13 protein-coding genes and 1 pseudogene are annotated in these 14,993 nt (G+C 65.5%); 12 read left to right on the top strand and 2 right to left on the bottom strand.

What is annotated here, in order from left to right:
- Positions 1-123 precede the first annotated feature (123 nt).
- The 8 genes from murG (at position 124) to ACLIIZ_RS07585 (ending at position 7,871) form a co-directional block, all read left to right on the top strand.
- On the top strand, positions 124-1,182 hold the full coding sequence (gene murG, locus ACLIIZ_RS07620) for an undecaprenyldiphospho-muramoylpentapeptide beta-N-acetylglucosaminyltransferase (protein WP_416691512.1): 1,059 nt from the start codon (positions 124-126) through the stop codon (positions 1,180-1,182).
- Complete coding sequence (gene murC / locus ACLIIZ_RS07615) at positions 1,179-2,570, top strand: UDP-N-acetylmuramate--L-alanine ligase (protein ID WP_416691511.1); 1,392 nt, start codon at positions 1,179-1,181, stop codon at positions 2,568-2,570. The genes murG and murC overlap by 4 nt, the downstream gene beginning before the upstream one ends.
- Positions 2,567-3,472 carry a D-alanine--D-alanine ligase gene (locus ACLIIZ_RS07610; protein ID WP_416691510.1) on the top strand — a complete coding sequence of 302 codons (906 nt, stop codon included), beginning with the start codon at positions 2,567-2,569 and terminating at the stop codon, positions 3,470-3,472. The genes murC and ACLIIZ_RS07610 overlap by 4 nt, the downstream gene beginning before the upstream one ends.
- 8 nt (positions 3,473-3,480) lie before the next feature.
- Complete coding sequence (locus tag ACLIIZ_RS07605; RefSeq protein WP_416691509.1) at positions 3,481-4,221, top strand: cell division protein FtsQ/DivIB; 741 nt, start codon at positions 3,481-3,483, stop codon at positions 4,219-4,221.
- A gap of 4 nt (positions 4,222-4,225) precedes the next feature.
- Positions 4,226-5,455: a cell division protein FtsA gene (gene ftsA / locus ACLIIZ_RS07600; RefSeq protein ID WP_416691508.1), complete on the top strand. Its 1,230-nt coding sequence runs from the start codon at positions 4,226-4,228 to the stop codon at positions 5,453-5,455.
- Positions 5,456-5,490: 35 nt separating this feature from the next.
- Complete coding sequence (gene ftsZ / locus ACLIIZ_RS07595; RefSeq protein ID WP_416691507.1) at positions 5,491-6,672, top strand: cell division protein FtsZ; 1,182 nt, start codon at positions 5,491-5,493, stop codon at positions 6,670-6,672.
- Between the two features lie 88 nt (positions 6,673-6,760).
- Complete coding sequence (lpxC, locus tag ACLIIZ_RS07590) at positions 6,761-7,675, top strand: UDP-3-O-acyl-N-acetylglucosamine deacetylase (protein WP_416691506.1); 915 nt, start codon at positions 6,761-6,763, stop codon at positions 7,673-7,675.
- Between the two features lie 7 nt (positions 7,676-7,682).
- Entirely contained in the window at positions 7,683-7,871 is a 189-nt protein-coding gene (locus ACLIIZ_RS07585; protein WP_374324442.1) for a hypothetical protein, read from the top strand.
- On the opposite strand, the gene ACLIIZ_RS07580 is transcribed toward ACLIIZ_RS07585, so the two are convergent.
- Positions 7,858-8,292, bottom strand: coding sequence for a DciA family protein (locus ACLIIZ_RS07580; RefSeq protein WP_416691505.1), 435 nt, complete (start codon positions 8,290-8,292; stop codon positions 7,858-7,860). The genes ACLIIZ_RS07585 and ACLIIZ_RS07580 overlap by 14 nt on opposite strands.
- A gap of 10 nt (positions 8,293-8,302) precedes the next feature.
- On the opposite strand from ACLIIZ_RS07580, the gene ACLIIZ_RS07575 reads away from it, so the two are divergent.
- The 4 genes and pseudogenes from ACLIIZ_RS07575 to ydiK all read left to right on the top strand — a co-directional run.
- Entirely contained in the window at positions 8,303-9,226 is a 924-nt protein-coding gene (locus ACLIIZ_RS07575; protein WP_416691504.1) for a M23 family metallopeptidase, read from the top strand.
- Between the two features lie 104 nt (positions 9,227-9,330).
- The gene (gene secA, locus ACLIIZ_RS07570) at positions 9,331-12,036 is read left to right on the top strand and encodes a preprotein translocase subunit SecA (protein WP_416691503.1); all 2,706 of its coding nucleotides are present in this window, start codon (positions 9,331-9,333) and stop codon (positions 12,034-12,036) included.
- Between the two features lie 62 nt (positions 12,037-12,098).
- Complete coding sequence (argJ, locus tag ACLIIZ_RS07565; protein WP_416691502.1) at positions 12,099-13,325, top strand: bifunctional glutamate N-acetyltransferase/amino-acid acetyltransferase ArgJ; 1,227 nt, start codon at positions 12,099-12,101, stop codon at positions 13,323-13,325.
- 3 nt (positions 13,326-13,328) lie between these two features.
- A pseudogene (gene ydiK, locus ACLIIZ_RS07560) lies at positions 13,329-14,363 on the top strand (AI-2E family transporter YdiK); the annotation flags it as partial.
- 21 nt (positions 14,364-14,384) lie between these two features.
- Here ydiK and ACLIIZ_RS07555 read toward each other — a convergent pair.
- Complete coding sequence (locus tag ACLIIZ_RS07555) at positions 14,385-14,975, bottom strand: class I SAM-dependent methyltransferase (protein WP_416691501.1); 591 nt, start codon at positions 14,973-14,975, stop codon at positions 14,385-14,387.
- Positions 14,976-14,993: the final 18 nt, after the last annotated feature.

Here is a 14,993-nt window from a genome sequence, read left to right as displayed (position 1 = left end):
GCCAAAATCCGTGCTTGGCGATTTCGTCGCAGGCTAACTTGCGCAGCAAGTTAAGCGCGCAGCGCGGCCGGAGACAAAACAGGCTGTGGCAAACCGCAGGCGCCAAATGCGAAGGGGGGTGCCATGTCTAAAACCATCCTCATCATGGCCGGCGGTACCGGCGGCCATATTTTTCCCGCCCTGGCTGTCGCCCACAAGATGCGTGACGCCGGCTGGCGCGTGGTCTGGCTGGGCAACCCGCAGGGCATGGAAGCACGACTGGTGCCGCAGCACGGCTTCGAGATGGTGTGGCTCGATTTTTCCGCGCTGCGCGGCAAGGGGCTGGCGCGCAAGCTGTTGCTGCCGGTGAATCTCCTGCGCGGTTTCTGGCAGGGCCTCAAGGCGATCCGCCAGGTCAAGCCGAACGTGGTGCTCGGCATGGGCGGTTACATCACTTTCCCGGCCGGCATGATGGCGGCGCTGAGCGGCGTGCCGCTGGTACTGCACGAACAGAATTCGGTCGCCGGACTGGCCAACCGGGTGCTGGCCGGCGTTGCCGATCGCATCGCCAGCGGCTTCCCGGAGGTGCTGAAGAAAGGCGTCTGGCTGGGCAATCCGGTGCGTCCGGAAATCGCCGCCGTGGCGCCGCCGGCCGAGCGCTTCGCCGGTCGCGACGGGGCCTTGCGCCTCCTGGTGATCGGCGGCAGCCTGGGCGCCCAGGCGCTCAACGAGACAGTGCCGCAAGGCCTGTCGCGGCTTACCGCCGAACAGCAGCCGCAGATCGTCCATCAGGCCGGCGAGAAGCACATCGATGCCCTGAAGGCGGCCTACGCGGCGGTCGGCGTGCAGGCGCACTGCGTACCTTTCATCGAGGACATGGCAGGTGCCTACGAGTGGGCCGATCTGGTGATCTGCCGCGCCGGCGCGCTGACCATCGCTGAACTGGCGGCGGTCGGCGTGGCCAGCATCCTGGTGCCCTTCCCGCATGCGGTGGACGATCATCAGACCGCCAATGCCCGTTTCCTGGTCAATGTCGGCGGCGCCTTCCTGTTGCCGCAGCGCGATCTGACGCCGGACGCGGTGGCGTTGATCCGCAATTATTCGCGCAGTCAGTTGCTGGAAATGGCCGAGAAGGCCCGCAGCCTGGCCAAGCCGGACGCCACGCTGGACGTGGTCAATCTTTGTATCGAAGCAGCCAAATGAGACACAAGGTCAAACACATCCACTTCGTCGGCGTCGGCGGCTCGGGCATGAGCGGCATCGCCGAAGTGCTCGCCCACCTCGACTATACGGTCAGCGGTTCCGACATTGCCGCCAGCGCGACGACGCGCCGTCTGGAAGGTGAGGGCGTGCGGGTGACTATCGGCCATGCCGCGGACAACATCGCCGGGGCCGACGCGGTAGTCGTGTCGACGGCAGTCAAGGAAGACAACCCGGAAGTCGTCGCCGCCCGCGACAAGCGCATCCCGGTGGTGCCGCGGGCGCAGATGCTGGCCGAGCTGATGCGCCTGAAGCGTGGCATCGCCATCGCCGGCACGCACGGCAAGACGACGACGACCAGCCTGGTGACCAGCATCCTGGCCGAAGGCGGCATCGACCCGACCTTCGTCATCGGTGGTCGCCTGAATGCCGCCGGCGCCAACGCGCGGCTGGGCAGCGGTGATTTCCTGGTGGCCGAGGCCGATGAATCCGACGCTTCCTTCCTCTTCCTGTCGCCGGTGATTTCGGTGGTCACAAACATCGACGCCGACCACATGGAAACCTACGGCCACGACTTCGAGCGGCTCAAGGGCGCCTTTGTCGATTTCCTCAACCGCCTGCCGTTCTACGGCGTCGCCGTGCTTTGCGCGGACGACGCCAATGTGCGGGCGATCATGTCGCAGGTGAGCAAGCAGATCGTCAGCTACGGCCTGTCGCCGGATGCCAACATCCGCGCCGAGAATGTCGTTGCCGACGGGGCGCAGATGCGGTTTACCTGTGTCCGCGTGAACGGTTCGGAGTCGCGTCTGGAGATCACGCTCAACACGCCGGGCATGCACAACGTGCTCAATGCGCTGGCGGCGATCGCCGTCGCCACCGAAGTCGGCGTCAGCGACGCGGCGATCGTCAAGGCGCTCGCCGAATTCAAGGGCGTCGGCCGGCGCTTTCAGCGCTACGGCGAAGTCGCCCTGCCGGCCGGCGGCAGCTTCACGCTGGTCGACGACTACGGGCATCACCCGGTCGAGATGGCGGCGACGCTTGCCGCCGCCCGCGGTGCTTTCCCCGGTCGTCGCCTGCTGCTGGCCTTCCAGCCGCACCGCTACACGCGCACCCGCGACTGCTTCGAGGACTTCGTCAAGGTCCTGTCGACGGTCGACGCGCTGTGTCTGGCCGAAATCTACGCCGCTGGCGAGGCGCCCATCGTCGCCGCCGACGGCCGTACCCTGGCGCGCGCCCTGCGCGTTGCCGGCAAGGTCGAGCCGGTGTTCGTCGAAGAGATCGCGGCGATGCCGCAAACGATCATGGATGTCGCCCGAGATGGCGACGTGGTTCTGACCATGGGTGCCGGTTCGATCGGCGCGGTACCCGGCAAACTGGTGGAAGGCAAATGAGCGACTTCGGCAAGGTTGCAGTCCTCTTCGGCGGAACCTCCGCTGAGCGTGAGGTTTCCCTGAACAGCGGTTCGCGCGTGCTGGCCGCGCTGCAGGGTCAGGGCATCGACGCCTACGCCTTCGATCCCGCCGAGCAGCCGCTCGACGCCCTGAAAGGCTACGACCGCGCCTTCATCGCGCTGCACGGCCGGCACGGCGAGGACGGGACGATCCAGGGCGCGCTCGAAGTGATGCACATTCCCTACACCGGTTCCGGCGTCCTCGCTTCGGCGCTGGCCATGGACAAGTTCCGCACCAAGCTGATGTGGCAGGCGGCCGGTCTGCCGATCCCGGAATACGCGCTGCTCAACGCGGCGTCCGATTTCGCCGAAATCGAGGAAGAACTGGGTCTGCCGTTGTTCGTCAAACCGGCGCGCGAGGGTTCGTCGATCGGCGTGACCAAGGTCAAGGCGCCGGGCGAGTTGAAGGCCGCCTATGCCGAGGCGGCCCGCCACGACCCGCTGGTGATTGCCGAGAAGGGCGTCATGGGCGGCGAATACACGGTCGGCATCGTCGGCGACCAGGTGCTGCCGATCATCAAGATCGAGCCAGCGACTGACTGGTACGACTACGAAGCCAAGTACAAGCGTGACGACACCCGCTACCTGTGTCCTTGCGGCCTGCCGCAAGCGCAGGAAATGCAGATACGCGCCGAGGCACTGGAAGCTTTCCGCATGCTCGACGGGCGCGGCTGGGGGCGGGTCGATTTCCTGATGGACGAAGACGGCAAGCACTATTTCCTGGAAGTGAATACCGCGCCGGGCATGACCGACCACTCGCTGGTGCCGATGGGCGCCCGGGCGGCGGGCATGGACTACGCCGCGCTGGTGCGCCGCGTCCTCGAACTGGCGGCCAACGACTGAGACAATGAATGTGGCACAAACCGCAACTCCTCAACGCGATCGCCGACCTGCTGCTGCTGGTCGGCGCCGCCGCCTTGCTGGCGGCCGGCGCGGTCTGGGTGGTGCGGGTGCCGTCCTTGCCGGTCAAGCAGGTCGTTTTCGTCGAGCCGCTGGCGCATGTGCGCCGCGGCGAGATCGAGCAGGTGCTGCCGTCGGCGCTGCGCGGCAACTTCTTCAGCCTCGATCTGGAAGCCGTGCGCGTCGCGCTCGAGCAACTGCCCTGGGTGCGCAAGGCGTACGTAAGGCGCATCTGGCCGGCCGGACTGGAAGTGCGGGTCGAGGAGCATCAACCGGTGGCGCGCTGGGGCGAGGGCTACGCGGAAATGGTCAACAGCCACGGCGAGGTCTTCGCCGCCCTGCTGCCGGAAAGCGAGATGGCGCGCTTGCCCTTGCTGGTCGGCCCGCCGGGAACTGCCCAGGAAGTCCTGCAGCGATTCGTGAGCTTCGGCAAGAGTTTTTCGGCGATCGGCGAGACGCCGGTGCAGGTCAGTCTGTCGCCGCGCCTGGCCTGGCAGGTCTGCCTGGGCAACGGGATGCGCATCGAAGTCGGGCGCGAGCATCCGAAATTCACGGTGGGCTCGCGCCTGCAGCGGTTTGTCGAGGTTTATCCGACGATGGTCGGGAATTTGCCGGTGCTGCCGGCGGTCGTGGATTTGCGGTATCCGAATGGTTTCGCGATGAAGGTCGCGGGCGATGGGAAGGGAAAGTAAGACTATGAGCAGGGACAACAAGGATCTGGTGGTTGGCCTGGATATCGGAACGTCGAAGATCGTCGCGCTGGTCGCCGATATCGACAACGAGGGACGGCTGAGCGTGATCGGCATGGGCTCGCAGGATTCGCGCGGGCTGAAGAAGGGGGTCGTGGTCAATATCGAGGAGACGGTGCACACGATCAGCCGCGTCATCCAGGAAGTCGAACTGATGGCCGACTGCAAGGTCAGCCACGTATACACCGGGATCGCCGGCAGCCACATCAAGAGCTTCAACTCGAACGGCATGGTGGCGATCAAGGACAAGGAAGTGACGCAGGCCGACGTCGAACGCGTGATCGAGACGGCGCGGGCGATGCCGATCCCGGCCGAGCAGGAAATCCTGCACATCCTCACCCAGGAATTCGTCATCGACGGCCAGGACGGCATCCGCGAGCCGATCGGCATGAGCGGCATGCGCCTGGAGGTGAAGACGCACATCGTCACCGGTGCCGTGTCGGCGGCGCAGAACATCGTCAAGTGCGTGCGCCGTTGCGGCCTGGAGGTCAATGACCTGGTGCTGCAGCCGCTCGCCTCCAGCTACGCGGTCCTTTCCGAGGACGAGAAGGATCTCGGTGTCTGCCTGATCGACATCGGCGGCGGTACCACCGACATCGCCGTGTGGACGCAGGGCGCGATCCGTCACACCTCGGTGATCCCGATCGCCGGCGACCAGATCACCAACGACATCGCCATGGCGCTGCGCACGCCGACCCGCGAAGCCGAGGACATCAAGTGCAAGTACGGCTGCGCCCTGGCGCAACTCGCCGACATTTCGGAGAACCTCGACGTCGCCGGGGTGGACGACCGGCCGAGCCGCAAGCTGAGCCGCCGCGCGCTGGCCGACGTGATCCAGCCGCGGGTCGAAGAGTTGTTCGAGCTGATTCAGCACGAACTGCGTCGTGCCGGTTTCGAGGACGTGCTGTCGTCGGGCATCGTCCTCACCGGCGGCGCCAGCGTGATGCCGGGGATGGTCGACCTCGGCGAGGAAATCTTCCACATGCCGGTCCGCCTGGGCAATCCCAAGTACGAGGCGAGTCTGTCGGACGTCGTCCAGAACCCGCGTTTCTCGACGGCTTTCGGCCTGCTGCTGGAAGCGCAGGCGCAGCGCAAGCGCGGTTTGAAGATTCAGGAGAAGCAGGGCATCAAGGATGTCTTCTCCAGCATGAAGCAGTGGTTTTCCAAGAATTTCTGATTGTTTGTTGAAAAGTCTTTTCAGAGGAGGTCGTCATGTTTGAAATCATCGAGAAGGAAGAGGAACTCGGCACCGTGATCAAGGTGTTCGGGGTGGGCGGTGCCGGCGGCAATGCCATCGAGCACATGATCCGCGAAGGAGTGAACGGCGTTGAATTCATCGCCGCCAATACCGACGCCCAGGCGCTGGCACGCAATGCCGCGTCGAGCAAGCTGTCGCTCGGTAAGACCGGGCTGGGCGCCGGCGCCAAGCCGGAAGCCGGCAAGGCGGCGGCGGACGCGCACCGCGACGAGATTCGCGAAGCGCTGACCGGCGCCCACATGGCCTTCATCACCGCCGGCATGGGCGGTGGCACGGGTACCGGCGCTGCTCCGGTGGTCGCCGAGATCGCCCGTGAAATGGGCATCCTGACCGTCGGCGTGGTGACCAAGCCGTTCAGCTTCGAAGGCGGCAAGCGGATGAAGTCGGCCGAAGCCGGCATTTCCGAGTTCTCCAAGCACGTCGATTCGCTGATCGTCATCCTCAACGACAAGCTGATGGAAGTCATGGGTGACGACGCCGACGTCGACGACTGCTTCAAGGCGGCCGATGACGTGCTGAAGAACGCGGTCGGTGGCATCGCTGAAATCATTACCTACCCGGGCCTGGTCAACGTCGACTTCGAAGACGTGCGCACGGTGATGGGCGAAATGGGCCGCGCCATGATGGGCTCGGCCGCTGCGGCCGGTGTCGACCGGGCGCGCATCGCTGCCGAGCAGGCCGTTGCCTCGCCGCTCCTCGAAGGCGTGAACCTGTCCGGCGCGCGCGGCGTGCTGGTCAACATCACCGCCGCCAAGGGCAACCTGAAGATGAAGGAAGTCAACGAGGTGATGAATACCGTCAAGGCCTTCGCCGCCGACGACGCGCACATCATCTTCGGCGCCGTCTACGATGAACTGATGGGCGATGCGCTGCGCGTCACCGTCGTCGCCACCGGCCTCGGCCAGGCAGCGGCCAAGCGCCAGAGCTTCGAAGTGATCAACACGCCGATGGTCGAGGCGGTTGCCACCGGCACGCACGATGCCGTTTCCTTCACCAGCGGCGCGGCGATCGACTACAACCAGATTGCCGATGTGCCGGCCGTGGTCAGGAAGCGCAACGTCACCGTCGAGGCGCTGGCCAACAGCGGGGTCGATCGTTACGACATTCCGGCTTTCCTGCGCAAGCAGGCGGATTGACCTGTAACAAAAGCTCTCTCTGAAAAGGGCGGCGGCGCATTGTGTTAGAATGCGCCGCCTTCCCCAGTAATTTCAATCACTTGCCAACATGCTAAAGCAACGCACGCTGAAGACGGTCATTCATGCCTCGGGCGTCGGTCTGCACGGCGGTGTCAAGGTCAATCTGACCCTGCGCCCGGCCGCACCGGACACCGGCATCGTCTTTCGTCGCGTTGATCTGCCGCAACCAGTCGATATTCCCGCGCAGGCGGTCTTGATCGGCGACACCCGCATGTGTTCCTGCCTGGAGCGCGACGGGGTCAAGGTCGGCACCATCGAACACCTGATGTCGGCGCTCTGCGGCCTCGGCATCGACAATGCCTGGATCGACCTCGATGCGCCGGAAGTGCCCATCCTCGATGGCTCTGCCGCGCCCTTCGTGTTCCTGATCCAGTCGGCGGGCATCGAGGAACAGAATGCCGCCAAGAAATTCATCCGCGTCACCCGGCCGATCGAAGTCCGCGACGGCGACAAGTGGGCGCGCTTCGAGCCCTACGACGGCTATCGCCTGAGCTTTTCCATCGTCTTTCACCATCCGGCGATCGATCGTTCGGCGCAGCAGGCGGAAATCGATTTCGCCGAACACTCCTATGTCCGCGAAGTGTCGCGGGCGCGCACCTTCGGTTTCATGCAGGAAGTCGAATACCTGCGCGAGAACGGTCTGGCGCTGGGCGGCGGACTGGAGAACGCGATCGTCCTCGACGAATTCCGCGTCCTCAATCAGGACGGACTGCGTTATGGCGACGAGTTCGTCAAGCACAAGATCCTCGACGCGGTCGGCGACCTCTACCTGCTTGGTCATCCGCTGCTTGCTGCCTATGCATCGCACAAGGGCGGTCACGCGCTGAACAACCAATTGGCGCGCGCCCTCCTGCAGCAGCAGGAAGCCTGGGAACTGGTCAGTTTTCCCGAGTCGGCGAGCGTGCCGCAAGGCGTCACGCGCTGGCTGGCGCAGACCGCCTGACACCGCGATGTGGCTGCTGCGCCTGCTGGCAGTCGTTCTCGTCATCGCCGTCGGGGTCGGCGTCGTCCTTTACGCCTTCACCGGGCGCCGCGAATATCTCGCCTTCAGCTGGCGCCTGCTGCGTTACGGCATCCTGTTCGCTTTGCTCGTCTTCGCGCTGATGTTCGTCGAGCGCCTGGCCATCATTCCTGTCTAGCAGCGCGCTGCAGCAAGCTGTCCAGCGCGCTGCGCAACGGCCCCGGCGGTAGGGCGGCCGTCGTCCTGGCGAGTGTCGCCGCCGCCGCGCCGGAAATCGGCTTGATCGTGGAAGTGCTTGATCGGTCGAGATTTTGTCGAGGTTGAACTTTTACCTCGATGTCGCTACACTCGGGCGCTTTCTTGGATAACTCGTCGCACAGCCGCCGGTGCATCTGGCGGATCTTGGCGGCGACCGCGCCGTTATCGGCGTGGATAACGAGCTTCCCCGACTTGTAGTTGGCGACATGCGCGGCATGGCGCAGGGCGGCGGGGGCGACCGCGTCGAATTGGCTGGACAGCTTCATCAGCAGTCGGGCATGGGCCATGATGCGGCCCGCGGCAGCATCGGCGTCGAGGTAGTCTTGCGGCGCTTTGTACATAGGAGGTTACGTGCAGATCATCTTGGTTTCGCGCCATCTGAAATCGGCGCGCACGATCACCATTATGCCCCGTCACGTGTTTGCCGCGGTGGCTGTTTTCCTGCTTCTTGTCCTCTCGTCGTCGGTGCTGTTCTCGATGATGTCGCTGCATTTCCGGCTGCCGATCGTCGAGCGGGTCCTGGTTTCGATCCAGCAGCAGGAAAATCGGGAAACACGCAATTACATCACCAATAACCTGAACATGATGGCCACCCGCCTCGGTGAACTGCAGGGGCGCCTGCTGCAACTGGATTCGCTGGGTAATCGCGTCTCCGATCTCGCCGGGATCAAAAAGAGTCCGGCCGTAGCCGCCGAAACCAAGCCGGGGCAGGGTGGGCCGTTCATCCCGGCGCCCCTGTCGGCCGGTGAACTGCAGCAGGAAATCGAGCGCCTGGCCGCGGAAGTCGATCGCAAGGCCGACGACCTCAGCTTCATGGAGTTCAAGTTGCTTGAGAAGCGGGTCGAGGAAAGGCTGATGCCGACGACGCTGCCGGTCAGGAATGCGCTGATGGGTTCCAGTTTCGGTTACCGCAACGATCCTTTCAGCGGCCTGCGTTCGCGCCATGATGGCCTGGATTTCGCCGCGCCGACCGGTACGCCAGTGCTGGCCGCCGCCGATGGTGTGGTCGTCGCGGCTTCCTTTCACCCTGAGTTCGGCAACATGGTCGATATCGACCACGGCGAGGGCCTGCTGTCCCGCTACGCCCATCTTTCCGAAATCAAGGTCACCGAGTCGCAGATCGTCCGCCGCGGCGAGAATATCGGTGCCGTCGGCAGTACCGGGCGTTCCTCCGGGCCACATCTGCACTTCGAGGTGCGCATGCTGGGCGTGCCCCAGAACCCGGCCAGCTTCCTCAAGCGGGGCGAGCATTTTGCCAGCCTGAAGCGGCGCTGACCCCGATCTTGCCGGTACGATGCTGTGCTGCCCGTCGCTCCCGGCGGGCATGCTAGAATCCCGGCTCCATTGCGCCTGTCGGCGCAAGAATCCATTCCAGTGCGATGATATCCGGCCTACTCAAAAAGATTTTCGGCAGCCGCAATGACCGGCTGATCAAGCAATACTCGCAGACCGTCAAGCGCATCAATGCGCTCGAGCCGCAGATCGCGGCCTTGTCCGATGCGCAGTTGCAGGCAAAGACGGCGGAGTTCCGCCAGCGGTACGGCGCCGGCGAAGCGCTCGACGATCTGTTGCCGGAAGCCTTTGCCGTCGTCCGCGAGGCCGGCAAGCGGGTGCTCGGCATGCGCCACTTCGATGTCCAGTTGATCGGCGGCATGGTGCTGCACTACGGCAAGATCGCCGAAATGCGCACGGGCGAGGGCAAGACCCTGGTCGCCACGCTGCCTGCCTACCTCAACGCGATTTCCGGCAAGGGCGTGCACGTCATCACGGTCAACGACTACCTGGCCAGTCGCGACGCCGAATGGATGGGGCGCCTGCACCGTTTCCTCGGGCTGACCGTCGGCATCAACCTGTCGCAGATGGACCACGAGGCCAAGCAGGCCGCCTACGCCGCCGACATCACCTACGGCACCAACAACGAATTCGGTTTCGACTACCTGCGCGACAACATGGTCTACAGCGCCGGGCAGCGCGTGCAGCGCGGCCTGGGCTACGCCATCGTCGACGAAGTGGACTCGATCCTGATCGACGAGGCGCGTACGCCGCTGATCATCTCCGGCCAGGCCGACGACCATACCGACCTCTACGTCCGGATGAAGAGCGTCGTGCCGCAACTGTCGCGCGCCGCCGAGGAAAACGCCGAGGGCGACTACTGGGTCGACGAGAAGGGCCATCAGGTCCATCTCTCCGAAGCCGGTTACGAGCACGCCGAGCAACTGCTGGCCGACGCCGGCATGCTGGCCGAAGGCAGCAGCCTGTACGACGCCGCCAACATCACGCTGATGCACCACCTGAACGCCGCCCTGCGCGCGCTGACGCTGTTCCACAAGGACCAGCACTACGTGGTGCAGAACGGCGAGATCATCATCGTCGACGAATTCACCGGTCGCCTGATGGTCGGTCGCCGCTGGTCGGACGGCCTGCACCAGGCGGTCGAGGCCAAGGAAGGCGTCGCCATCCAGTCGGAAAACCAGACGCTGGCGTCGATCACCTTCCAGAACTACTTCCGCATGTACGGCAAGCTGGCCGGCATGACCGGCACCGCCGACACCGAAGCCTACGAGTTCCAGCAGATCTACGGCCTGGAAACCGTCGTCATCCCGACCCATCGGCCGATGGTGCGCAAGGACATGAACGACCTGGTGTACAAGACCGCCGACGAGAAGCACACGGCGATCATCGCCGACATCAAGGACTGCGCCAAGCGCGGTCAGCCGGTGCTGGTCGGTACCACCTCGATCGAGTCGTCGGAACTGCTGTCGTCGTTGCTCGACAAGGAAAAGCTGCCACATCAGGTGCTCAACGCCAAGCAGCACGCCCGCGAAGCCGAGATCGTCGCCCAGGCCGGCCGCCCGGGGATGATCACGATCGCCACCAACATGGCCGGTCGCGGTACCGACATCGTGCTCGGCGGCAACGTCGAGAAGCTGCTCGACGCCGTTCGCGGCGACGAGTCGCTGGCGCCGGAAGCCCGCGAGGCCAAGGTCGCCGAGATGAAGGCCGAGTGGCAGAAGGTGCACGACCAGGTGCTGGCCGCCGGCGGCCTGCACATCATCGGTTCCGAGCGCCACGAGTCGCGCCGCATCGACAACCAGTTGCGCGGCCGTGCCGGTCGCCAGGGTGACGCCGGTTCGTCACGCTTCTACCTTTGCCTCGACGATCCGCTGCTGCGCATCTTCGCCGGCGAGCGCCTGCGCGGCATCATGGACAAGCTGAAGATGCCGGAAGGCGAGGCGATCGAGCACCCGCTCGTCACCCGTTCGCTGGAATCGGCGCAGCGCAAGGTCGAGGCCCGCAACTTCGACATCCGCAAGCAACTGCTCGAATACGACGATGTCGCCAACGACCAGCGCAAGGTGATCTACCAGCAGCGCAACGAGCTGCTGGAAACCGAAGATATCGCCGAAACCATTTCCGCGATGCGCGACGGTGTCATCGCCGACATCTTCCGCAAGCATGTGCCGGCCGAATCGGTCGAGGAGCAGTGGGACCTGGACGGGCTGCAGAAGGAACTCGCGGCCGATCTGCTGATCGCGCCGCCGGTCGCCGACTGGGTCAAGGCCGAGCCGACGCTGACCGACGAGGAAATCCTCACCCGCATCCTTGAAGGCGCGGCCCAGGCCTATCAGGCCAAGGTCGAAATGGTTGGCGGCGAAACCTTCCGCCAGTTCGAACGCAACGTCATGCTGCAGAGTCTCGACTCCTTCTGGCGCGAGCATCTGGCGGCGCTCGACCACCTGCGCCAGGGCATCCACCTGCGCGGCTACGCGCAGAAGAACCCGAAGCAGGAATACAAGCGCGAAGCCTTCGAGCTGTTCGAGACCCTGCTCGACCAGGTGCGGACCCAGGTCACCCGCGTCGTGTTCACGGTGCAGATCCGCTCGCCGGAAGACGTCGAGGAAACCGCGCCGCATGCCGATGTCAGCAACGTCAAGTACCAGCATGCCGGTTACGACGAGGCCCTCGCCGACGAGAGCGGCGAGGTGAACCAGCCGGTCGAGAACGGGCCGAAGGTCGGGCGCAACGACCCCTGCCCCTGCGGTTCCGGCAAGAAGTACAAGCACTGTCACGGCAAGCTGTCCTGAAATTCGAGTAACCCGATCCAAGGCACCCTTCGCGGTGCCTTGATGCTGTTGGAGCCCTTACCATGCCCGTCAATTACGCCACCCCGACCGCCGATCAACTTCACGCCGTGGCCGGCGTCCGTCTCGGCGTCGCCGAGGCCGAGATCCGCAAGAAGAACCGCCGCGACCTGACGCTGGTCGCCCTCGACGCTGGCTGCACGGTGGCCGGGGTGTTCACCCAGAACCGTTTCTGCGCGGCGCCGGTCCAGCTGTGCCGCCAGCATCTGGCCAACGGCCAGGAAATCCGCGCCCTGGTGATCAACACCGGCATCGCCAACGCCGGCACCGGCGAACCCGGCCGCCAGACCGCCCGCCAGACCTGCGAGGCGGTCGGCGAACTGCTCGGCGTGGCGGCGGAACAGGTGCTGCCGTTCTCCACCGGCGTCATTCTCGAACCGCTGCCGGTCGAGCGCATCAAGGCCGGCCTGCCGGCGGTTTTCGCCGACCTCAAGGCGGACAACTGGCACGCCGCCGCGCACGGCATCATGACTACCGACACCGTGGCCAAGGCGGCCTCGCGCGTGGTCGAGGTCAATGGCAGGAAAATCACGATTTCCGGCATTTCCAAGGGCGCCGGCATGATCCGGCCGAACATGGCGACCATGCTCGGCTTCCTTGCCACCGACGCCGGCATCGCCCAGCCGCTGCTCGACCAGCTGGTCAAGGAAGCGGCCGACGCTTCGTTCAACTGCATCACCGTCGATGGCGACACCTCGACCAACGATTCCTACGTGATGATCGCCACCGGCCAGTCGGGTGCCAGCTTCGCAGCGGCAAGCGACGCCGGCTGGGCCGAGGTCAGGGCGGCGATCGTTGCCGTGTCGGTCGAGCTGGCGCAGGCCATCGTCCGCGATGGCGAAGGTGCGACCAAGTTCATCACCGTCGCCGTCGAGGGAGGAAAAACGGTCGAGGAATGCCGCCAGGTCGGCTACGCCATCGGCCACTCGCCGCTGGTCAAGACCGCCTTCTTCGCTTCCGACCCCAACCTCGGCCGCATCCTCGCCGCCGTCGGCTATGCCGGTATCAGCGACCTCGATGTCGATGCCGTGAAGGTCTGGCTGGACGACGTGCTGGTTGCCGAAAACGGCGGCCGTGCCGCCGCCTACCAGGAAGCCGATGGTGCACGGGTGATGGCGCAGGCCGAGATCACCGTGCGTGTCGCCCTCGGGCGCGGCGACGCGGCGGCCAAGGTCTACACCTGCGACTTCTCGTACGACTACGTCAAGATCAACGCCGACTACCGCTCGTAAGCGATGCGCGACATCCACCGCGACCTGACGCGCAACACGCTGGCCATCTTCTTTGTCGTCGGCCTCGGCGGCCTGTCGCTGTGGGTGCTGCGGCCCTTCCTGGCCGCCGGCGTGTGGGCGGCGATGATCGTCGTCGCCACCTGGCCGGGTTTCCTGGTGCTCGAAGCGCGTTTCGGCGGCCGCCGGGCGCCGGCAATCGCGCTGATGACGCTGGCCATGCTGCTGCTGCTGGTGCTGCCGCTGTGGCTGGCGGTCGATACCATCGCCGGCAACGCCGGCACCCTGACCGCGCTCGCCGATCACCTGATCGCCAACGGCCTGCCGCCGCTGCCGCGCTGGATCGCCGAACTGCCGCTGGTCGGTGCCACGCTGGCCGGGCTGTGGGCGCAACTGGCCGCTGGCGGCACCGATGGCATCATCGCCCAGGTCACGCCCTATGCCGCCGATACCGGCAAGTGGGTGCTCGGTCAGGTCGGCGGCCTGGGTGGCATGCTGGTGCAGTTCCTGCTGATCGTCACCATCGCCGCCATCATGTATTCCGGCGGCGAACCGGCGGCGCGTCTGGTGCGCCGTTTCGGCCGCCGCCTGGCCGGTGCGCGCGGCGAGAATTCGGTGATCCTGGCCGGTCAGGCGATCCGTGGCGTGGCTTTGGGCGTCGGCGTCACCGCGCTGGTCCAGACGGTGCTCGGCGGCCTCGGCCTGGCGCTGGCCGGCGTGCCGTTTGCCGCCCTGCTGTCGGCGGTTATGCTGCTGCTGTGCATCGCCCAGGTCGGTCCGGTCCTGGTCCTGCTGCCGGCTGCCGGCTGGCTGTTCTGGATGGACGATACCGGCTGGGCGGTGTTTTTGGTGGTGTGGAGCCTGATCGTCGGCAGCCTCGACAACTTCCTGCGCCCGATGCTGATCCGGCGCGGCGCCGATCTCCCCTTGCTGCTGATCTTTGCCGGAGTCATCGGCGGCATGCTCGGCTTCGGCCTGATCGGCATCTTCGTCGGACCGGTGGTTCTGGCCATCACCTGGACGCTGCTCCAGGCGTGGATCGCCGATGCCCTCGGCGACGATTCAGCGCCGGACCAGCCGGATGCGGCGGAACCAGCCGCCGGCGAGGACCGGGCGGTCGTCGCGCAGGGCGAGGCCGGGGCTGGCGTCGAGCAAGTCCTCGAAAACCACGTCGAACCGGGTGGCGATACGCCGCGCTAGCGGATTGAGCAGGCGCCGCAACGGTGCCTTCTGGTTGCGGCGCAGGAACTTGTCGAGGATCAGCGCCTCGCCGCCCGGTTTCAACACCCGCGAAATTTCCGCCAGGCACAGCGCCGGCTGTGGCACCACGGCCAGAATCAGGTGGGCGACGACGGCGTCGAAACTGGCATCGGCAAACGGCAGATGGTGCACGTCCCCCTGCACCGGACGGAAATCGAGCCGGCCAACACGTGGCAGGCTGCGCCTGAGCATGGCGCCGGTCAGGTCGATGCCGACGTAGCGGTGCTGCGGCGGCAGATAGGGCAGATCGAGGCCGGTGCCGACCCCGGCGAGCAGGATGGTGCCCGGCATTGCGGGAAGCCCGGTCAGACTGTGCTGGCGCAGCGATCGTGTCGCCCGGTCGACGGCCAGGTCGTAGATCGGCGTAAGCAGGCGGTAGCTGTGTTTCAGCAAGCGTGTTTCGGTCATTCC

It is taken from the genome of Azonexus caeni (genome assembly GCF_048146105.1).
GTDB lineage: Bacteria > Pseudomonadota > Gammaproteobacteria > Burkholderiales > Rhodocyclaceae > Azonexus > Azonexus aromaticus_B.
Note: the sequence above shows the minus strand (reverse complement) of the source record. Positions and strands in the feature narration are given on the sequence as shown.

What these genes read in the sequence shown, in the direction of transcription:
- ACLIIZ_RS07610 (WP_416691510.1), top strand. Translation starts at nt 2,567, where the DNA reads ATGAGCGACTTCGGCAAGGTTGCAGTCCTCTTCGGCGGAACCTCCGCT.
- ftsA (WP_416691508.1), top strand. Translation starts at nt 4,226, where the DNA reads ATGAGCAGGGACAACAAGGATCTGGTGGTTGGCCTGGATATCGGAACG.
- lpxC (WP_416691506.1), top strand. Translation starts at nt 6,761, where the DNA reads ATGCTAAAGCAACGCACGCTGAAGACGGTCATTCATGCCTCGGGCGTC.
- argJ (WP_416691502.1), top strand. Translation starts at nt 12,099, where the DNA reads ATGCCCGTCAATTACGCCACCCCGACCGCCGATCAACTTCACGCCGTG.
- secA (WP_416691503.1), top strand. Translation starts at nt 9,331, where the DNA reads ATGATATCCGGCCTACTCAAAAAGATTTTCGGCAGCCGCAATGACCGG.
- ACLIIZ_RS07585 (WP_374324442.1), top strand. Translation starts at nt 7,683, where the DNA reads ATGTGGCTGCTGCGCCTGCTGGCAGTCGTTCTCGTCATCGCCGTCGGG.
- ftsZ (WP_416691507.1), top strand. Translation starts at nt 5,491, where the DNA reads ATGTTTGAAATCATCGAGAAGGAAGAGGAACTCGGCACCGTGATCAAG.
- murC (WP_416691511.1), top strand. Translation starts at nt 1,179, where the DNA reads ATGAGACACAAGGTCAAACACATCCACTTCGTCGGCGTCGGCGGCTCG.
- murG (WP_416691512.1), top strand. Translation starts at nt 124, where the DNA reads ATGTCTAAAACCATCCTCATCATGGCCGGCGGTACCGGCGGCCATATT.
- ACLIIZ_RS07580 (WP_416691505.1), bottom strand. Translation starts at nt 8,292, where the DNA reads ATGTACAAAGCGCCGCAAGACTACCTCGACGCCGATGCTGCCGCGGGC.
- ACLIIZ_RS07605 (WP_416691509.1), top strand. Translation starts at nt 3,481, where the DNA reads ATGTGGCACAAACCGCAACTCCTCAACGCGATCGCCGACCTGCTGCTG.